The sequence below is a fragment of the Methylobacterium amylolyticum genome (genome assembly GCF_030700245.1).
GTDB lineage: Bacteria > Pseudomonadota > Alphaproteobacteria > Rhizobiales > Beijerinckiaceae > Methylobacterium.
The window spans coordinates 55,075-74,742 of sequence record NZ_JAUYZI010000007.1; the positions used below are offsets into that span (position 1 = coordinate 55,075).

The following is a 19,668-nucleotide window of genomic DNA, read 5'->3' on the forward strand; positions in this document are numbered from 1 at the left end:
TCCGCCCTCGCGCGCGGCGTTCTCGACGTGGAACGGAGATCCGGCCGATGCGGGTGATCGACCTCGATCGGGAGGCGGTGAAGCGGGGGCTGGCCGACGGCTCGATGCTGGTGATCGACGTGCGCGAGGAGCACGAGTACGAGGCCGGGCACATCCCCGGCGCGGTGTCGCACCCGCTCTCGGCCTTCGATCCGGAGGCGCTCGCGGAACTCGTGCGCGCGGACGGCCGCCGGCCGGTGCTGGCCTGTGCCGCCGGGGTCCGCTCCACCCACGCGCTGATGGCGGCGCAGCGGGCGGGGCTCGACCTGTCCGAGCACTACAAGGGCGGGTTCAAGGACTGGTACGCGGCCGGCGAGACCATCGCCTAGGGCGCCCTCGCGCCGGATCGGTCACCGGTCCGGCGAACGCGCGGGTCGGCGACGGCCCGGGGACGGTCCGGGAGGAGCCCGACCGCGTTTCGGCGCGTCTCCGCGCCGGGGACGGGCGCGGAGATGCGCCGGTCACGGAGATTTGGACCGGGATGTGCGCTCGCGCACAAAAAGCGTGGCGGGGCCGGATTAACGCCCGGCAGCCAAAGGACAGCACGACACGATGCGCAGCCGGCTCTCAAGCCTCGTCACGATCCTCGTCGGCCTCGCCGCGGGATCCCACGCAGCCCACGCCCAGGCCCCGGGCGGCCCGCCGCCGAAGGTGACGGTCGCCAAGCCGGTGGTGCGGGAGATCGTCGAGCAGGACCAGTACACGGGCCGGTTCGACGCGATCAACTTCGTCGAGATGCGGGCCCGCGTCACGGGCTACCTCGAGAAGATCAATTTCGTCGACGGCCAGAACGTCAAGAAGGGCGAGGTCCTGTTCGTCATCGACCGCCGCCCCTACAAGGCGGCGCTGGAGCAGGCGCAGGCGGCCCTGGTCTCGGCCAAGGCGCGGCAGACCTTCACCACGACCGACCTGGAGCGCGCGCAGACGCTGTCGCGCAGCGGCAACATCTCCGAGCAGGTCACCGACCAGCGCCGCCAAGCGTCGCTCACCGCCCAGGCCGACGTCGACAGCGCCCAGGCCGCGCTCAACAACGCGCAGCTCAACTACGACTTCACCGAGGTGAAGTCGCCGATCGACGGGCGGCTCAGCCGCCGCCTCGTGTCGGAGGGCAATATCGTCATCACCGACCAGACGCTCCTGACCACGATCGTCTCGCTCGACCCGATCTGGTTCAACTTCACCGTCGACGAGAAGTCGTTCCTCAAGTACCAGAACACGCTCGGCATCGGCATGGGCGAGACCCAGCAGGGCAAGGGCGTGCCGATCCAGATCGCCCTGTCCGGCGAGCCCAAGCCGACCCGCAAGGGCACCCTCGACTTCGTCGACAACCGCGTCGACAACGCCACCGGCACGGTGCTGCTGCGCGCCACCGTCGTGAACGCCGACAAGTTCATCAAGCCCGGCCTGTTCGGGATCGTCTCGATGCCCGCCACGAAACCGTTCCGGGGCGTGCTGCTGCCCGACGACGCGGTGGCGGCCAACCAGGACAAGCGGATCGTCTACCTGCTCGGGCCGGACAACGTGATCCAGCAGCGCGACGTGAAGCTCGGCCCCAAGGTCGACGGCTACCGCGTGATCCAGGACGGGCTGAAGGGCGACGAGACCGTGGTCGTCAACGGGCTGCTCCGGGTGCGGCCCGGCGCCAAGGTGACGCCGGAGACGATCGAATTGCCCCCGAGCAAGACCTGAAGACCCCACACGCTCCCCGCGCCGTCCGTCCGGCGCGAGGCCCGGCCCGGGCGACCGGCGGGCCTTGAGAGGTTCGACCGATGCGTTTCGCCCACTTCTTCGTCGACCGGCCGATCTTCGCGTCGGTGACGTCGATCGTCTTCCTGATCCTCGGTTTCGTCGCCTACGAGACGCTGCCGGTCTCGCAGTACCCCGAGATCGTGCCGCCGACCGTGACCGTGCGCGCGAGCTACCCCGGCGCCAACGCCGAGACGGTGGCCGCCACCATCGCGACGCCGATCGAGCAGGAGGTCAACGGCGTCGACAACATGCTCTACATGACGTCGCTGTCCACCAACGACGGCAACATGCTGCTGACCGTGACGTTCAAGGTCGGCACCAACCTCGATATCGCCAACGTGCTGGTGCAGAACCGCCTCTCGGTCGCCCAGCCGCGCCTGCCGCCGGACGTGCGCAACCTCGGCGTCACCGTGCGCAAGGCCTCGCCCGACCTGATGCTGGTCGTGCACCTCCTGTCCCCGAACAAGACCTACGATCAGAGCTACCTCGCCAACTACATCTACCTGAACATCCGCGACGAGCTGCTGCGCCTCGACGGCGTCGGCGACATCACGATCTTCGGCGGCAGCGAGTACGCCGAACGCGTCTGGGTCGACCCGAACAAGCTCGCCGCCTACGGGCTGTCCGTCACCGACGTGACGAGCGCGCTCCAGGAGCAGAACGTCCAGGTCGCCGCGGGCGCGCTGAACGCCCCGCCCGCCGTGCCCACCGCCGCCTTCCAGCTCGTGGTGCAGTCGCAGGCCCGGTTCAAGACGCCGGAAGAGTTCGCCGACGTGATCATCAAGGCCCAGGACGGGCGCTTGGTGCGGGTGAAGGACATCGCCCGCGTCGAGATGGGGCAGAAGGACTACACCACCAACTCGTTCCTCAACGACACGCCGGCGGTGGGCATCGGCGCGTTCCAGCGCCCGGGCACCAACGCCCTCGACGCGGCCGCCTCGGTGCGCGCCGTGATGGAGAACGTGAAGAAGAACTTCCCGCCGGACGTCGAGTACCGGATCGCCTACAACCCCACCGAGTTCATCGAGGAATCGATCCACGAGGTCTACAAGACCCTGTTCGAGGCGGTGGCCCTGGTGGTCATCGTGGTGATCGTCTTCCTCCAGAGCTGGCGCACGGCGCTGATCCCGGTACTCGCGATCCCCGTGTCGCTGATCGGCACCTTCGCGGCGATGGCCCTGTTCGGCTTCTCGCTCAACAACCTGACCCTGTTCGGGCTGGTGCTCGCCATCGGCATCGTGGTCGACGACGCCATCGTCGTGGTCGAGAACGTCGAGCGCAACATGGCCGAGGGGCTCTCCCCCGGCGACGCGGCCCACAAGACCATGGACGAGGTCGGCGGCGCCGTCATCGCCATCGCCCTGGTGCTCGCGGCGGTGTTCGTGCCGACCGCCTTCATCCCCGGCATCTCGGGCCAGTTCTACAAGCAGTTCGCCCTCACCATCGCGGCCTCGACGCTGATCTCGGCCTTCAACTCGCTCACCCTGTCGCCCGCGCTCTGCAAGCTGCTCCTCAAGCCGCACCACGAGCAGCGGCCGCCGCGCTTCTTCGTGGCCCGCTTCGTCAACTGGCTCGCGAACGGCTTCAACCGCGGCTTCGAGAAGACCTCGGACTTCTACGGGCGCAGCGTCCGGATGCTGACCGGCGGCGTCATCGGCCTCGCCGCGATGCTGCTCGTGTACGCGGGCGTGATCGCCGGCACCCTGCACCTCGCGCAGACGACGCCCACCGGCTTCATCCCGGACCAAGACCAGGGCTACCTGATCGGCGTCGTGCAGCTCCCCGCGGGCTCCTCCCTCGACCGCACCACGGCGGTGATGCTGCGCGCGGCCGCCGAGGCCCGGAAGGTCGACGGCATCGCCAACGCGGTGATCATCGCGGGCTTCGACGGGGCGACCTTCACCAACACGACCAATGCCGGCGTGATGTTCCTGACGCTGAAGAACGCCAAGGCGCGGGCCGAGCAGGGCCGCAGCGCGGCGGTCGTCACCGGCGACGTGCTGAAGGCCACGAGCAACATCGAGGAGGCGCGGGTGATCGTCATCCCGCCGCCCCCGGTGCGCGGCCTCGGCAACGGCGGCGGCTTCAAGATGCAGGTCGAGAGCCGCCAATCCTCGTCGATCGGGCCGTTGCTCGCCGCCGCGGGCGAGTTGATCGGTCAGGCCAACCAGAGCCCGGACGTGACGCGGGTGTTCACCACCTTCGGCAACGACACGCCGCAGCTCTACCTCGACATCGACCGCACCATCGCGCGCATGCTCAACGTGCCGCTCGGCAACGTCTTCTCCTCGGTGCAGGCCGACCTCGGCGGCACCTACGTGAACGACTTCAACACGCTGGGCCGCATCTACCAGGTGCGCCTCCAGGGCGACGCACCCTTCCGCACCTCGATCCAGGACATCTCCCAGATCAAGGTGCGCTCCTCTACCGGCGCGCTCGTGCCGCTCGGGACGCTCGCCAGCGTGCGCGACGTGACCGGTCCGCAGATCGTGCAGCGGTTCAACCTGTACTACTCGGTCCCCGTGCAGGGGGTGGCCAAGCCCGGCGTCTCGACCGGTCAGGCGCTCGAAGCGATGGAGCAGCTCGCCAAGAAGGCCCTGCCGGAGGGCTACGCCTACGACTGGACCGAGATCGCCTACCAGCAGAAGGCGGCGAGCGGCACCGGCGCCTACGTGTTCGCGCTGGGCGTGCTGCTGGTGTTCCTCGTGCTCGCCGCGCAGTACGAATCGTGGGCGCTGCCGCTCTCGATCCTGCTGGTGGTGCCCACCGGCGTGCTGGCGGCGCTCGCCGGCGTGCAGTTCCGGGCGCAGGACAACAACATCCTGACCCAGATCGGCCTGATCGTGCTGATCGGCTTGGCGGCCAAGAACGCCATCCTGATCGTGGAGTTCGCCCACGACATCGAGCAGCGCGAGCGGCGCGGCCCGGTCGAGGCGGCGGTGGAGGCCTGCCGCCTGCGCCTGCGCCCGATCCTGATGACGGCCTTCGCCTTCATCCTCGGCACCCTGCCGTTGGTGGTCGCCACCGGCCCCGGCGCGGAGATGCGGCAGGCGCTCGGCACCGCGGTGTTCTTCGGGATGATCGGTGCGACCTTCTTCGGCCTGTTCCTGACGCCGGTGTTCTACGTGGTGATCCGGCACTTCTCGCTGTGGCTCGGCCGGCTGCGCCGCAAGCCGCAAAGCGGGTCGGACGGGCATACGCCGGCCCACGCCTAGCGCATCGTCCTGGATATCGGATCCAGGACGATGCGCTAGGCCATTGTTTTTGCATCATCTTTTCCGAAAGCCGGTGACCGCCTTTCGGCACGATGCTCTAGACGCTCCCCGCCGAGGTGGACACCGGCTCGGCAGGGAGCGCGTCAGGACGAGGGCTCCGGCGCAGACGCGCGGCCCGAGGACGTGTAAGGCCAAGCCATGCACGTCCTCGGCCGCCTCCTCCTCGGAGGGTTCGCCCTCCTGCTCGCCGTCCCCACGGGGGCGGCGGTGCTGTTTCTGGCGCTCGTGCTCGATCCGGGCGCCAACGCGTGGCTGACGCACGGGGCGCTCGCCGGCCTCGACGCGGCGCTGGGCGACATCTCCGCCGGACTGCCGCCGGAGAGCCTGTTCCTGCTGGTCGCCGGCCTCGCCCAGGCGCTGTTCGTGTTGCTGTGCCTGCCCCCGGCCCTCGTCGGCCTCGCGGGCGAGGTGCTGGGGGCGCGCGGGATCCTCTGGTACGGGGGCGGATGCGGCCTCGTTACCGCCGCCCTGCCCTGGCTGGCCCGGGGCGCGACCCGTCCGGGAGCGGCCGGGCTCGTGGCCGCCGAGGCGCGGCTGACGCTGATCCTGTTCGTGGTCGGGGCGTGCGCCGGCCTCGTCTACTGGCTGGTGGCGGGCCGCAGCGCCGGGCGGGCGCGGGCGCCGGCCTGAACCCTCAGCGGGTCGGACCGGTGCCGGGATCGGCGGTGGCGCCGGGCTGCGTCGCGGGCGGCAGCCCGCTCGGCACCTTCAGGTTCGGATCCTCGGCCGCGCCGGGCAGGGTCGGGGCGGGGTTGCCCTCCTTGTCGGTGGCCGGCGGCGCGGCGGTCCGGCCCGCCTCTGGCGCGGGCGTCGCACCGGGCGTCTGCGCCGTGGCCGACGCGGCCGCGCAGGCGGCGAGGGCCGCGGCCAGGACGAGCGGGGTCGGAACGCGCAGGGGGTTCCTCCTGTGGTTGCGTACCACCACGAGTGCCCGCGCTTCGGGCAGGTCCGGGCACGCTCGGACGGGCGCTTGGACGGGGCCGCGTCGCCGCGCTACAGGGGACCGCCACGGACAGGTCCCGATGCTCGCCCTCCGCTCCCTCGCCTTCAACGTCTGCTTCTACGCCGCCACGACGGTGATCGCCTTCGCCGGCCTGCCGGCGCTGGCCTCGCGGCGGCTGGTGCTGCACGTCGCCCGGACCTGGGCGCGCCTGACCCTGTGGCTGCTGCGGACGGTCGCCGGCATCGAGGTCGAGTTCCGCGGCCTGGAGAACATCCCGCCGGGGCCGCTCCTGGTGGCGGCCAAGCACCAGTCGGCGCTGGAGACCGTGGCGCTGTGCGCGATCTTCCCGAACTTCGCCTACATCCTGAAGCGCGAGCTGCTCTTCATTCCGCTGTTCGGTTGGCACCTGTCCCGGGGCGGCATGGTGGCGATCGACCGCAGCAAGGGCACCCGGGCGATGGCCCTGATGAACGCGGCGGCGGCGGAGGCGGTGCGCGACGGCCGCCAGCTCATCATCTTCCCAGAGGGCACCCGCCGCCCGCCGGGGGCGCCCCCCGCCTACAAGCAGGGCCTGTCGCACCTCTACACCGCGCTCGGCGTGCCCTGCCTGCCGGTGGCGCTGAACACCGGGCTGTTCTGGTCGCGCAACAGCCTCGTGCGCCGGCCGGGCAAGGCGGTGATCGCCTTCCTGCCGCCGATCCCGCCCGGCCTGCCCCGGCAGGAGTTCCAGGCGCTGGCGCTGGAGCGGATCGAGTCCGCCTCGAACGTCCTGATCGGCGGCGGCCTCTCCGACCTCTCCGCCGCCGGCCACACCGTGCCCGCCTCCGAGGCGCCGGCGGCCGCGCCGCGCCGCTGATCCCGAGGCCGGCTCGTCCTGCACCCTGCCGCGCCCGGTGCTTGTGGATAACCCGGTCCGCCACCACATCCGGGGAACGATGCGTCGCCCTTGACGCCCCCGAGGCGCTGCGGATATTTTAGAACAAATGGCGAACAAGAGAGCCCTGTCCTGGTCGGCCGCGCTACGCGACCTGAAGGACGACCGCACACGGAGACGGGACGTGCGTGAAGAACGCCTGAGGACCGCCGCGGGCCTGCGCGGCTCCCCCGCCCTGGCGCTGTCGGCGTGGCGCGGACGGTCGGGCCGGCGCTACGTCGTCGGCGTCCACGAGGCGGGGGCGTTCGGCCCCGAGGAGATGAGCGAGGCGGTGGTGATGGCGGTGCGTCGCGACGCGTCCGGGATCGCCGAGCTGGTCTCGGTGGCCAATTCGGACGAGAGCCCCCGCGAGCACCTGCGGCGGGTGTGGCTCGACCGCGTCCGCCGCTCCGGCGCCACGGAGATGCACGTGCACCGGCTCGCCGAGGGCGAGGCCGAGCGCGTCGCGATCGTCGAGGATCTCAGCATCGAGTCCGCCGAGCCGGGCCGCGCCTGAGTCGCGGGCGGGACCGTCGACCCGCCGGGCTTCCGCCCCAGTTTCGCCCCCAGCGTGGCCTCAAGCGGGGCCCGTTGGCAGGAGCGAGTGGCATGACGCAGGACCCGACGCGGCGGGACGCCCGGGGAACGAGAGCGTCAAGGCGGTACGGCCGCCTCGGGCTGTTCCTGCCCTACATTCTGCTGCTGGTCGTCGCCGTGCTCTGGTCGGCGGGCTGGTTCTACATCCGCGGCCGGGCCGAGCGGGAGATGGATGCGTGGCTCGCCCGCGAGGCCGGCGCGGGCCGCACCTGGACCTGCGCGGACCGCAGCGTCACCGGCTACCCGTTCCGGATCGAGCTGCGCTGCGCGGCGGTGACCCTGGAGCGCTCCGACAGCCGCTTCCGCCTCGGCCCGATCACCGCCGCCGCGCAGGTCTACCAGCCGCGCCTCGTGCTGTTCGAGGCGCAGGGCCCCTTCCACGTCGAGCAGGGCGACCTGACGGGCGACGCGACGTGGACCGGGTTGCAGGGGAGCTTCCACGGCGCCGAGACCGGCTTCACCCGCGCTTCCCTCGTGATCGACGGCCCGAAGGTCACGGTCGCCGGGGCCGAGCCGCAGCCGATCGCGATCGCGGGCCGCCACCTCGAGCTGCACGCGCGCCCGACGCCGGGCCGGTTCGACGCCGAGGGTGCGGTCGATGTCAGCCTTCAGCTCGCGCAAGCCGCGATCCCGGATCTCGACGCGCTGACCGGCACCGACACGCCCGCCGACATCTCCCTCGACGCCACGATCACCCGCGCCACGGTGTTCGGAACCGGCGCGGTGCCGCGGGAGCTGGAGCGCTGGCGGGAGGCGGGCGGCAGCCTCGACCTCACCGCCCTGTCCCTGGCCAAGGGCGCGCAGCGGGTGCAGGCGAAGGGCACGATCACCCTCGACGCCGCCCACCGGCCCGCGGGCCAGATCGACCTGCGCGCCGCGGGCGTGGACGCGCTGATCGGCGGGATCGTCGGTCAGAGCCTCGGCTCGGACAAGGGGGCGCTGGTCGGGCAGCTCGTCGGCGGACTGCTCGGGCTCGGCAGCCGCCGGGCGGAGGCCGGGGCGCCACAGCCCGAGGGGACGCCGCTGAAGGCGCTGCCGCCCTTGCGGCTGGTCGACGGGCGGATCCTGTTCAGCGGCTTCCCGATCCCCAACGTGCGGCTGCCGGCCCTGTACTGAGCCCGGGGCCCGGGCGGCGCCCAGGCTGGCACATTCGGTGCCGATCCGGCAAAAGCGGGGCCGGGCGGACGGGCCGCACCCGCGGCGCGCGTCTTGCGCGGGGCGCCGCGGCGGCATCGCCCGTCCGAGCGAGGGACATCCATCATGTGCGGCATCGTCGGCATCGTCGGGCGCGACGCGGTGGCGGGCGGGGTGATCGAGGCGCTGCGGCGGCTGGAGTACCGCGGCTACGATTCCGCCGGCATCGCCACCCTGGAGCACGGCCGGCTGGAGCGCCGCCGCGCCTCGGGCAAGCTCGTCAACCTGGAGGCCCGGCTCGCCGAGGCGCCGCTCGCCGGCGCGATCGGCATCGGCCACACCCGCTGGGCCACGCACGGGCGGCCGAACGAGACCAACGCCCACCCGCACGCCACCGCCCGGCTCGCGGTGGTGCACAACGGCATCATCGAGAATTTCCGCGAGCTGAAGCAGGAGCTGGAGACCGACGGCGTCCGCTTCGAGACCGAGACCGACACCGAGGTCGTCGCCCAGCTCGTCAGCCGCAACATGGACCGGCAGATGGGGCCGGTGGACGCGGTCGCCGCCGCCCTGCCCCGCCTGCGCGGCGCCTTCGCGCTGGGCTTCATCTTCGCGGGTGAGGAGAACCTGCTGATCGGCGCCCGCCACGGCGCCCCGCTCGCCGTCGGCTACGGCGCGGGCGAGACCTATCTCGGCTCGGACGCCCTGGCGCTCGCCCCCTTCACCGACGCGATCACCTACCTCGACGAGGGCGACTGGGCGATCCTGTCCCGGGCCGGTGCGGAAATCCGCGACGCCTCCGGCGCCGTCGTGAAGCGCCCGAAGCAGACCATCGCCACGCAGGCCTTCCGCGTCGATAAAGGCGAGTACCGCCACTACATGGCGAAGGAGATCCACGAGCAGCCGGAGGTGGTGGGCCGCACGCTGGCCCACTACGTCGACATGGCCGCGGGCCGGGTGATGCTGCCCGAGGCGCTGCCCTTCGACTTCGCGCGTCTCACCCGGGTGTACATCACCGCCTGCGGCACGGCCTTCTACGCCGGGCTGGTGGCGCGTTACTGGTTCGAGCAGATCGCCCGCCTGCCGGTCGAGATCGACGTGGCCTCCGAGGCGCGCTACCGCGAGGCGCCGCTGGAGCGGGACGGGCTGACGCTGGTCATCTCGCAATCGGGCGAGACCGCCGACACGCTGGCCTCGCTCCGCTACGCCAAGAGCCAGGGGCAGCACACGCTCAGCGTCGTCAACGTGCCGACCTCGACGATCGCCCGGGAATCCTCGGTGGTGATGCCGACGCTCGCCGGTCCCGAGATCGGCGTCGCCTCCACCAAGGCGTTCTCCTGCCAGCTCACGGTGCTGCTCTGCCTCGCCATCGCGGCGGGCCGAGCGCGGGGCACCCTCGACGCGGCGGGCGAGCGCCGGCTGATCGACGCGCTGATCCGGGCGCCGGGCCTGATGGCCGAGGCGCTGACCCACGAAGGCGCGATCGAGATCCTCGCCCGCGAGGTCGCGAAGGCCCGCGACGTGCTCTATCTCGGCCGCGGCACCAGCTACCCGATGGCGCTGGAAGGCGCGCTGAAGCTCAAGGAGATCAGCTACATCCACGCGGAGGGCTACGCGGCGGGCGAGCTGAAGCACGGGCCGATCGCGCTGATCGACGAGAGCGTCCCGGTGATCGTCATCGCGCCGCACGACGCGGTGTTCGAGAAGACCGTGTCGAACATGCAGGAGGTGGCCGCCCGCGGCGGGCGGATCGTGCTGATCGGCGACGCGAAGGGCGCGGCCGAGCACGGACTGGAGACGCTCGCGACCTTCACGATGCCGGCGGTGGACGCGATGGTGGCGCCGATCGTCTACGCGGTGCCGATCCAGCTCCTGGCCTACCACACCGCCGTGTTCATGGGGAAAGACGTGGATCAGCCCCGCAACCTCGCCAAGTCCGTCACGGTGGAGTGACGATCGCGCCGATCCGGGTGTCGAGAGGGCGAGCCCTCGCGCGGGTGCGGGCGGAGCCCGCGAACCTGTCAGGGCTTCGGCCTGACGACCCACCGAAGGGCTCGCCCTCCGGAATCCCGAATCAGGTCTTCGCGCGGGCGGCCTTCTCGGCGAGAAGCGCGGCGCGCATCCGGGTCGCCCGCTCCGGCTTCACCGCCTGCCGCCCGCGCGCGACCGCGAGCGCCCCATCGGGCACCGAGTCGGTGATCACCGAGCCCGAGGCGACGTAGGCCCCCGCCCCGACCGTGACGGGAGCGACGAGGGCCGAATTCGAGCCGATGAACGCCCCCGCGCCGATGGTGGTGCGGTGCTTGAACACGCCGTCATAGTTGCAGGTGATGGTGCCCGCGCCGATGTTGGCCTTGGCGCCGACCTCCGCGTCGCCGAGATAGGTCAGGTGCGCGGCCTTGGCGCCGGGCCCGAGATGGGCGTTCTTCAGCTCGACGAAATTGCCGATCTCGGCACCCGCCTCCATCACCGCGTGGCCGCGCAGCCGCGCGAAGGGGCCGATCCGGGCGCCCGCCTCCAGCCGCGTGTCGGCGAGGTGCGAGAACGCCCGCACCGTGCAGCCGTCGGCCACGGTGACGCCGGGACCGAACACGACGTTGGGCTCGACCGTCACGTCGCGCCCCAGCACGGTATCGTGGCTGAGGAACACCGTCTCCGGCGCGGCCAGGGTGGCGCCGCCGAGCATGGCGGTGCGGCGCAGGCGGCCCTGGATCGCCGCCTCGGCGACGGCGAGCTGCGCCCGGTCGTTGACGCCTTGCGCCTCCGCCTCCTCCACCGGCACCACGGCGACGGTGAGGCCCTCGGCCACCGCCAGCGCCACCGCGTCGGGCAGGTAATACTCGCCGGCCGCGTTGTCGTTGCCGATCCGCCGGAGCAGGGCGAGCGCGTGCGCGCCGGAGAGCGCCATCAGGCCGGCATTGCACAGCGTCACCGCGCGCTCGGTCGCGCTCGCATCCTTCTCCTCGCGGATCGCCAGCACCCGCGCGCCCTCGGTCAGCACGCGGCCGTAGCCCGCCGGGTTCGCCGTGTCGAAGGCGAGGACGGCGACCGCCGCGCCCGCGGCGAGCGGCGCGCGCAGCCTCAGGAAGGTCTCGGCGGTGACCAGCGGGGTGTCGCCGAAGGCGATGACCACATCGTCGTCCGGCGATTCCAGAATCGCGGCGGCGGCCAGGACGGCGTGGGCGGTGCCCAGCCGCTCGACCTGGGCGAACACCTCGGCGCTGGGTGCCTGCCGGGCGATCTCCTCGGCTACGTCGGCGCGGCCGGGCTCGGCCACCACGGCGAGGCGGCCGGCACCCGCCGCCTGCACAGCCGCGAGCACGTGGCCGAGCATGCTGCGGCCGGCGAGCCGGTGCAGCACCTTCGGCAGCTCGGAGCGCATCCGCGTGCCCTTGCCGGCGGCGAGCACGATCGCGGTGAGGCTGCGCTGCGGCGTGGCGGTCGAGGTCATCGCGGGTCCCTGGGCAGGTTTCGCCGAAGTGGTCGCCGGGAGGCGTTTCCGACCCTCTACCTCATCCTGAGGTGCCCGCGCAGCGGGCCTCGAAGGAGACCTCCCGGGATCGCGCGGCTGGCTGGAGGGCTCCTTCGAGGTCTCCGCTTCGCTCCGGCACCTCAGGATGAGGGGGGGTGGTGGGATCGACCGACGCAAACGTCGAACTGTCGTGTATTGTGCGGCACGCCCACGGTCCGCGACGGATGGTCCGAACGTGGCCGCAGCGCAAGCCCGGCCGGCCTCAGCGCAGCGCCATCGCCGCGTGGCCGGCGCCGCCATGGGCGAAGCGCTCGCGGCGGCGCTCGATCGAACTCGGGATCCGCAGCGACTCCCGGTACTTGGCCACCGTCCGGCGGGCGATGTCGATCCCCTCGCCGCGCAGCTTCTGCACCAGCGCGTCGTCGGAGAGCACGTCCTCCGCCTCCCCGTCCACGAGCTGCTTGATGCGGTGGCGCACGGCTTCCGAGGAATGGGCCGCCGCACCCGCCGCGCCTGGGATCGCCGCGGTGAAGAAGTACTTCATCTCCAGGGTGCCGCGGCTCGTGCCGATCGCCTTGTTGGAGGTGACGCGGGAGACGGTCGATTCGTGCATGCCGATCGCCTCGGCGACCGTCTTCAGGTTCAAGGGCCGCAGATGGGCGACGCCGTGGGCGAAGAACCCGTCCTGCTGGCGGACGATCTCGGTGGCGACCTTCAGAATGGTGCGGGCCCGCTGCTCCAGGGAGCGGGTGAGCCAGTTGGCGTTCTGGAGCGCCTCGGACAGGAACGCCTTGTCGCCCTCGGCGCGGGCGTTGCGGGAGACGCGGGCATAGTAGCTCTGGTTGACCAGCACCCGCGGCAGCGCCTCGCCATTCAGCTCCACGAGCCAGGAGCCGTCGGGGGCGGCGCGCACGAACACGTCCGGCACCAGCACCTCGACGGCGCTCGACCCGAAGGCGCGGCCGGGCTTCGGGTCGAGGCGGCGGATCTCGCCGAGCATGTCGACCAGATCCTCGTCGTCGACGCCGCAGAGGCGGCGGAGCGCCGCGAAGTCGCGCTTGGCCACGAGGTCGAGGCGCGAGACCAGGGCCTGCATCGCCGGGTCGAACCGGTCCTGCTCGCGCAATTGGAGGCTCAGGCACTCGGCGAGATCGCGGGCGGCCACCCCCGACGGATCGAAGGTCTGGACGAGCGCCAGCACCCGCTCCACCGCGGCGGGCGCGGCGCCGAGGCGCTCGGCCACGCTCTCCACGGTCTCGCGCAGGTAGCCGGCCTCGTCGACCGCGTCGATCAGGAAGCCGCCGATCAGGCGCTCGGCGGGATCGCGGGTGGCGAGATCGAGCTGGGCGGCGAGGTGGTCGCGCAGGCTCGTCTCGGCGGTGAGCGTCGCCTCGAAATCCGGCGGCTCCGCATCGAAGCTGCCGCCGGTGCTGCCGTAGGGCGCGGGCGTCAGCGAGAGGCTGTCGCCGCCCTCCGCCTCGCGGACCCGCGTCGGCGTCTCGTCGGGAAAGACGTTGTCGAGGCGGGTATCGATGTCGCCCTCGATCTCGGTGCGGCTGGGGTTCAGGTCGGCGGCGAGCCACGGGTCGGGCTCCGGCGCGTCGAAATCGTCCGCGGCCGCCTCGCCCTGCCCGGCATCCGGAGCCTCGGCCGGCACCTCGCTCTCCACGCGCTCCAGAAGGGGGTTCCGCTCCAGCTCGGCGTCGACGTAGGCGGCGAGGTCGAGGTGGGAGAGTTGCAGGAGCTTGATCGCTTGCAGGAGCTGCGGCGTCATCACCAGGGCTTGGCCCTGGCGCACTTCCAGCCGTTGCAGCAGACTCATGCCACGCCCCGATGCCTTCCGGTCACGCCCGACGGCCGGGAGCACGCGGCTCGCGGCACGCTTCTTGCTTAGGTGCCACCCTGTGTAGCTTCATACCCGGGGCGCGTCAAAGCACGATCCCATGACCGGCGCCGGCCCGCGATCACCCGGCGGCGGACGTGGCAGAGCGGCCACATCGCTGACTGCCCCCCAAGCATACCGGTCCCCGCGCGGTTCACCGAGCGATCAGGGCCACGCAACGCTGAAGACGGCGTGAATCGCGACGCGCGCCGTCGACCGGACCTGTGCAAGGTCCGGATCGCGCCGGGCGCAGCCCGGCCGCCCCGGTCCGGGGACGACGCGCGTCCTAGAGCCGTTCCCGATCGCGTTGCAATCGTGCACGGCTCTAAGCCTTTGTTTTGACGCGCGCTCTCGCGCCGAGCCGGTGTCCACCTCGGCGGAGCGCGCTCTAAGTCCCGGCCTTCAGGTAGGCCAGCATCGTCTCCGCGTCCGAGACCTCCAGGCCCACGCCCGGCGGCTCGTCGCGGAAGCCCGGCTCGGCGAACAGCTTGCGGATCCGGCGGTCCTGCACGTGCATCGCGTAGCGCCAGCTCCGCAGGCCCATCCCCTGCCGCGTGCGCTGGACCAGCATGCCCATCAGGCGGGTGAACTCGCCGTTGCCGTCCGGCAGCATGAACACGTTCCGGACCGCGCGGCTGGCGGCCCACTGGAACATCACGAACGCGTCGTTGACCGATACGCAGTAGACGGCGTCGATGCCCAGCGCGCGGAAGGCGTCGTAGTGCCGCTCGTAGCCCGGCAGGTGGCTGTCGGAGCAGGAGGGCGTGAAGGCGCCCGGCACCGCGAAGAGGACGATGTTCTTGCCGGCGAACAGGTCGTCGGTGGTGACGTCCTTCCACTCGAACGGGTTGGGACCGCCCAGCGCGTCGTTCCGGACGCGGGTGTGGAACACGATCTCGGGGACGACGTCGGGTGTCATGGGCGCGGGTCCGCTTATGCGGGTGGCGGGTCGGCCGCGACCATGCCACCGAACGCGTTGGGAAACACGCCCCGACCGGGCGTTCCGCTGACAGGCGCAGCGCCCAGGACCCGACCGCCCGGACGCCTACGGCTTCGCGGCCGGGCCCGTGCCATCCTCGGCCGTTCGCGGCCGGCCGAAATCGGGGGCCGCCGTTTCCTGGCCCAGCGCGACGATGCTCCGCCGGATCGCCCGGGTGCGGGTGAACATCGCGTGCAGCGCCTCGCCGTCGCCCCAGCGCACCGCCTTGGCCAGCGCCGCGAGATCCTCGTTGAAGCGCCCGAGCATCTCCAGCACCGCGTCGCGGTTGTTGAGGAAGATGTCCCGCCACATGGTCGGGTCGGACGAGGCGATGCGGGTGAAGTCGCGGAACCCGCCGGCCGAGAACTTGATCACCTCCGACTGCGTCACGGTCTCCAGGTCGGCGGCGGTGCCGACGATGTTGTAGGCGATGAGGTGCGGCACGTGGCTGGTGATCGCCAGCACGAGGTCGTGGTGCTCGGGGCTCATCGTCTCGACGATCGCCCCCATGCCCTCCCACAGGGCGCGCACCCGCTCGATTGCGGCCTCCTCGGTGCCCTCGGGGGGCGTGAGGATGCACCAGCGGCCCGAGAACAGCGTGGAGAAGCCCGCGTCGGGCCCCGAATACTCGGTGCCGGCCACGGGATGGCCCGGCACCAGCGCCACACCCTCCGGGAGGTGCGGCCGGATCGCCGCCACGATCGAGGCCTTGACCGAGCCGACATCCGAAACGATCGCGCCGGGCTTCAGGTGCGGCAGCATCGCCAGCGCCACCGGGCCGATGGCGCCGACGGGGACGCACAGCACCACGAGGTCGCCCCCGGCCGCGCCCTCGGCCGCGTCGCCGGTGACGTGGTCGGCGATCCCGAGATCCTGCACCCGCGCGCGCACGGCGGCGTCGCCGTCGACCGCCACGATCTCGCGGGCGAGCCCGTAGCGGCGCGCGGCCCGGGCGATCGAGGAGCCGATCAGCCCGAGGCCGACGACGACGAGACGGTCGAACGGCTCGGGCTTACCCTCAGCCATGCACGCGCCCCTCGCCCCGCACGAAGTCGGTCAGCGCCGCGAGGAAGGCCGTGTTCGCCTCCGCGCCGGCCACCGTCACCCGCAGGGCGTTCGGCAGCCCGTAGGCGGTCACCCGCCGGGTGATCAGGCCGCGCTCGGTGAGGAAGGCGTCGGCGTCCTCCGCCGAGCGGCCGGGCGCGTCGGGGAAGTGGATCAGCAGGAAGTTGGCGACGCTCGGCGTCACGGCGAGGCCCAGCGCGCGGGCGCCCTCCGTCAGCTTCGGGAGCCACGCGGTGTTGTGGGCGGCGGCGGCGGCCATGTGCGCCTCGTCGGCGATCGCCGCGGAGCCCGCCGCGATCGCCGGCCCCGAGACGTTGAACGGGCCGCGGATGCGGTTAACCGCGTCGGCCACGTGCGCTGGCGCCACCATCCAGCCGATTCGTACCGCGGCGAGCCCGTGGATCTTCGAGAAGGTCCGGGTCATTACCACGTTCTCGGCCTCAAGCGCGAGTTCGAGCCCGGCTGAGTAGTCGTTGGCGCGGACGTACTCGGCGTAGGCGCCGTCGATGACGAGGAGCACGTTGGCCGGCAGCCCGGCGTGCAGGCGGCGGATCTCCTCGAACGGCAGGTAGGTGCCGGTCGGGTTGTTCGGGTTGGTGACGTAGACGATCCGGGTGCGCGGGGTGACCCGGGCGAGGATCGCGTCGACGTCCGTGGTCAGGTCGCGCTCCGGCGCCACCACCGGCGCGCCGCCGGAGGCCAGGATCGCGATCCGGTACACGAGGAAGCCGTGCTCGCTGTAGATGCCCTCGGCCCCCGGCCCGCAATAGGCGTAGGCCAGCAGCGACAGGAGCTCGTCCGAGCCCGCGCCGCAGACGATCCGCTCGGGATCGAGGCCGTAGCGCCGGGCGATGGCCGTGCGCAGGGCGGTCGCGCGCCCGTCCGGGTAGGTCTCCAGCTTGGCGGTCGCCGCGTGCAGGGCCTCCAGCGCCGCCGGGCTCGGGCCCAGCGGCGTCTCGTTGGAGGACAGCTTGTGGACCTTGCCGCCGCCGGGCCGCCCGCTCTTGCCGGGCACGTAGGTGTCGATCCGGAGGACGCCGGGGCGCGGTTCCGGGCGGGCGGGAGTCGGGGCGGCGGACATCGGCGTCGGTTCGGTCGAGCGGGGGACGGGTCCGTCTACAGCATTTCGCGAGAGCGTGAACCGGGTCGGCCCGCCGGGCTGGCCCGGGCGGCCGCGCTCGCTATCTCTCAGCCGTGATCGCCGGGCGAACCCGGCCCCCCTCGCGCGGACGGAACCGATGCCCCTCGAACGCTACATGGACGGCGGCGCCCACATCCTGCCGGCCGACGACGGCCTGATCCGCTTCGCGATGACCAACGGGCAGCGGGTGATCGGGATCGACGTACCGATCGCGACCCTGCGGACGCAGTTCGGCGAGGCCGGCGAGGACGCCCCGCTCGACCTGTTCGCGCGCAACCAGGCGGTTATCGAGGCGGCCGCGAGCCAAGCCTACGACCGGGGCACATTCCCCAACGACCTGATGGAGATGGGCCCGGAGGATTTCGACACCCGCCCCAGCCGCGCCTGATTCCGGGCTGCGAGCCGGCGCGGCGTCTCCCGCCGCGTTGACGCCCGCGCCGCGGCGCATTACCTCACCGCGACGCTGGCCGCTGGAGGCGCACGCGGCGCGTCCCGTCGCCGCCGCCGCCTCCGCGGCGGACGACACGTCGCCCCGACACGCCATGGACATCCAGCCGGACACGGCCCTGCGGCCGGATCCCATCGACGACACGGCCCGGCGCACCCCCGAGGTCTCGCAGGCGCTCGACCCGAAGAGCCCGGTCGTCCGTTTCGGCCCCGACAAGCCGCTGCTCACCGATGCGGGCGTGGCGCTCGCGCCCTTCCAGATCGCCTACCAGACCGCCGGCACCCTCAACGCCGCGCGCTCGAACGCGGTGCTGATCTGCCACGCTCTCACCGGCGACCAGCACTTCGCCCACACCCACCCGCTCACCGGAAAGGGCGGCTGGTGGGACACGCTCGTCGGCCCCGGCAAGCCGATCGACACCGACCGCTACTTCGTCGTCTGCTCGAACGTCGTCGGTTCCTGCATGGGCTCGACAGGCCCGGCCTCGATCGACCCCGCCACCGGCCGGCCCTACGGGCTCGACTTCCCGCTGGTGACGATCCGCGACATGGTCCGTGCCCAGGCGATGCTGCTCGACCACCTCGGCATCGACCAGCTCTTCCTGTGCATCGGCGGCTCGATGGGCGGGATGCAGGTGCTGCAATGGGCGGCGCTCCACCCGGAGCGGGTCTTCGCGGCGATGCCGATCGCCACCGGCGCGCGCCACTCCGCCCAGAACATCGCCTTCCACGAGGTCGGCCGGCAGGCGATCATGGCCGATCCGGCCTGGCACGACGGACGCTATCTTGAGGCCGGCACGCGGCCCTCCAAGGGGCTCGGCGTCGCGCGGATGGGCGCGCACATCACCTACCTCTCGGAGCCGGCGCTGCACCGCAAGTTCGGCCGCCGCTTCCAAGGCGGCTCGGCCCCGACCTTCTCGTTCAACGCCGACTTCCAGATCGAGAGCTACCTGCGCCACCAGGGCCTGAGCTTCGTCGAGCGGTTCGACGCCAACGCCTACCTCTACCTGACCCGGGCGATGGATTATTTCGACCTCGCCGAGGACGGGGGCGGGGTGCTGGCCAACGCCTTCCGCGGCACGCGGACCCGGTTCTGCGTGATCTCCTTCACCTCCGACTGGCTGTTCCCCACCGCCGATTCCCGGGTGATCGTCCACGCGCTCAACGCGGCCGCCGCCCCGGTCGCCTTCGTCGAGGTCGAGACCGACAAGGGTCACGACGCCTTCCTGCTCGACGAGCCGGCGATGTTCTCCGCCGCCCGCGGCTTCATCGACGCAGCCGCCCGGGCGCGCGGCCTGTGAGCGGCGCCGCCGCGGGCCGGCCCTGGGAGGCGACCGTCGCGCTGCCGCGGGCGGGCGAAGGCGCCGGCCCGGCCCCGCGCGTCGACCACATCGTGGTCCTCGGCCTCGTGCCGCCGGGCGCCCGCGTCCTCGACATCGGCTGCGGCGACGGCTCGCTGCTCGCGCTGCTGCGCGACCGGCGCGGGGTCGACGGCCGCGGCATCGAGTTGTCCCGCGAGGGCGTCAACGCCTGCCTCGCCCGCGGCCTGCCGGTGATCCAGGGGGACGCCGACACCGACCTCGCCAACTACCCCGACGGCGCCTTCGACGTGGTCGTCCTGTCCCAGACCATCCAGGCGACGCGCCAGCCCCGGGTGGTGCTGGAGCACCTGCTGCGCATCGGCCGGCAGGTGATCATCTCGTTCCCGAACTTCGGCCACTGGCGGGTGCGGGCGGAACTGGCCTTCCGCGGCCGGATGCCGGTGACCGAGATCATGCCCGACGCGTGGTACGAGACCCCGAACATCCACCACTGCACCATCCGCGACTTCGTCGGCCTGTGCCGGGTGGTCGGCGCCAAGATCGAGACCGCCGCCGCGCTCGATTCGCACGGGCGGCCGATGCGCTTCGCCATGCCCTGGTGGGTGTGGAACCTGTTCGGGGCGCAGGGGGTGTTTTTGTTGCGCCGTGGGGGCGGCGACGGGCGACGTTAGTCGCGCGCTCTTCCATCCTTTGGGTCCAGAAGCCAAATC

General features: G+C 72.1%; 17 protein-coding genes. 11 read left to right on the forward strand and 6 right to left on the reverse strand.

The features are described 5' to 3' along the window. Positions 1 to 47: 47 nt before the first annotated feature. From Q8W71_RS07400 to Q8W71_RS07415, 4 genes are all read left to right on the forward strand, one after another. Positions 48 to 368 (forward strand): rhodanese-like domain-containing protein, encoded by a 321-nt coding sequence (locus Q8W71_RS07400; RefSeq protein ID WP_305524699.1) that lies wholly within the window; start codon positions 48 to 50, stop codon positions 366 to 368. 223 nt (positions 369 to 591) lie between these two features. Then, a complete protein-coding gene (locus Q8W71_RS07405; protein ID WP_305524700.1) occupies positions 592 to 1,728 on the forward strand; it encodes an efflux RND transporter periplasmic adaptor subunit in 1,137 nt (378 codons plus the stop codon). A gap of 80 nt (positions 1,729 to 1,808) precedes the next feature. Then, complete coding sequence (locus Q8W71_RS07410; RefSeq protein ID WP_305524701.1) at positions 1,809 to 5,003, forward strand: efflux RND transporter permease subunit; 3,195 nt, start codon at positions 1,809 to 1,811, stop codon at positions 5,001 to 5,003. Between the two features lie 198 nt (positions 5,004 to 5,201). Further along, positions 5,202 to 5,693 (forward strand): hypothetical protein, encoded by a 492-nt coding sequence (locus Q8W71_RS07415; protein ID WP_305524702.1) that lies wholly within the window; start codon positions 5,202 to 5,204, stop codon positions 5,691 to 5,693. Between the two features lie 4 nt (positions 5,694 to 5,697). Here Q8W71_RS07415 and Q8W71_RS07420 read toward each other — a convergent pair whose 3' ends face one another. Continuing rightward, entirely contained in the window at positions 5,698 to 5,988 is a 291-nt protein-coding gene (locus Q8W71_RS07420) for a hypothetical protein (protein ID WP_305524703.1), read from the reverse strand. 97 nt (positions 5,989 to 6,085) lie between these two features. Here Q8W71_RS07420 and Q8W71_RS07425 point away from each other — a divergent pair, with 97 nt between their 5' ends. The 4 genes from Q8W71_RS07425 (at position 6,086) to glmS (ending at position 10,603) form a co-directional block, all read left to right on the forward strand. Beyond that, a complete protein-coding gene (locus Q8W71_RS07425) occupies positions 6,086 to 6,862 on the forward strand; it encodes a lysophospholipid acyltransferase family protein (RefSeq protein WP_305524704.1) in 777 nt (258 codons plus the stop codon). A gap of 127 nt (positions 6,863 to 6,989) precedes the next feature. Continuing rightward, the gene (locus Q8W71_RS07430; RefSeq protein WP_305524705.1) at positions 6,990 to 7,436 is read left to right on the forward strand and encodes a hypothetical protein; all 447 of its coding nucleotides are present in this window, start codon (positions 6,990 to 6,992) and stop codon (positions 7,434 to 7,436) included. Between the two features lie 92 nt (positions 7,437 to 7,528). Continuing rightward, the gene (locus Q8W71_RS07435; RefSeq protein WP_305524706.1) at positions 7,529 to 8,632 is read left to right on the forward strand and encodes a DUF2125 domain-containing protein; all 1,104 of its coding nucleotides are present in this window, start codon (positions 7,529 to 7,531) and stop codon (positions 8,630 to 8,632) included. Between the two features lie 144 nt (positions 8,633 to 8,776). Next, complete coding sequence (gene glmS / locus Q8W71_RS07440) at positions 8,777 to 10,603, forward strand: glutamine--fructose-6-phosphate transaminase (isomerizing) (RefSeq protein ID WP_305524707.1); 1,827 nt, start codon at positions 8,777 to 8,779, stop codon at positions 10,601 to 10,603. 121 nt (positions 10,604 to 10,724) lie between these two features. Here the strand turns inward: glmS and glmU are convergent, their stop codons facing one another. From glmU to Q8W71_RS07465, 5 genes are all read right to left on the reverse strand, one after another. After that, a complete protein-coding gene (glmU, locus tag Q8W71_RS07445) occupies positions 10,725 to 12,101 on the reverse strand; it encodes a bifunctional UDP-N-acetylglucosamine diphosphorylase/glucosamine-1-phosphate N-acetyltransferase GlmU (RefSeq protein ID WP_305524708.1) in 1,377 nt (458 codons plus the stop codon). A gap of 283 nt (positions 12,102 to 12,384) precedes the next feature. Then, positions 12,385 to 13,944, reverse strand: a complete 1,560-nt coding sequence (gene rpoN, locus Q8W71_RS07450; RefSeq protein WP_305524709.1) for an RNA polymerase factor sigma-54 — start codon at positions 13,942 to 13,944, stop codon at positions 12,385 to 12,387. Between the two features lie 448 nt (positions 13,945 to 14,392). Next, positions 14,393 to 14,923: a peroxiredoxin gene (locus Q8W71_RS07455; protein ID WP_305524710.1), complete on the reverse strand. Its 531-nt coding sequence runs from the start codon at positions 14,921 to 14,923 to the stop codon at positions 14,393 to 14,395. A 126-nt stretch (positions 14,924 to 15,049) separates the two neighbouring features. Next, positions 15,050 to 16,009, reverse strand: coding sequence for a prephenate/arogenate dehydrogenase family protein (locus Q8W71_RS07460; protein ID WP_305524711.1), 960 nt, complete (start codon positions 16,007 to 16,009; stop codon positions 15,050 to 15,052). Next, a complete protein-coding gene (locus tag Q8W71_RS07465; protein ID WP_305524712.1) occupies positions 16,002 to 17,129 on the reverse strand; it encodes a pyridoxal phosphate-dependent aminotransferase in 1,128 nt (375 codons plus the stop codon). Before Q8W71_RS07465 ends, Q8W71_RS07460 begins: the two co-directional genes overlap by 8 nt. Before the next feature lie 157 nt (positions 17,130 to 17,286). On the opposite strand from Q8W71_RS07465, the gene Q8W71_RS07470 reads away from it, so the two are divergent. The 3 genes from Q8W71_RS07470 (at position 17,287) to metW (ending at position 19,629) form a co-directional block, all read left to right on the forward strand. Further along, a complete protein-coding gene (locus Q8W71_RS07470; RefSeq protein WP_305524713.1) occupies positions 17,287 to 17,577 on the forward strand; it encodes a hypothetical protein in 291 nt (96 codons plus the stop codon). 154 nt (positions 17,578 to 17,731) lie between these two features. Then, positions 17,732 to 18,937 (forward strand): homoserine O-acetyltransferase MetX, encoded by a 1,206-nt coding sequence (metX, locus tag Q8W71_RS07475; RefSeq protein WP_305524715.1) that lies wholly within the window; start codon positions 17,732 to 17,734, stop codon positions 18,935 to 18,937. Further along, a complete protein-coding gene (gene metW, locus Q8W71_RS07480) occupies positions 18,934 to 19,629 on the forward strand; it encodes a methionine biosynthesis protein MetW (protein ID WP_370875358.1) in 696 nt (231 codons plus the stop codon). The genes metX and metW overlap by 4 nt, the downstream gene beginning before the upstream one ends. The last annotated feature ends 39 nt before the right edge of the window (positions 19,630 to 19,668 follow it).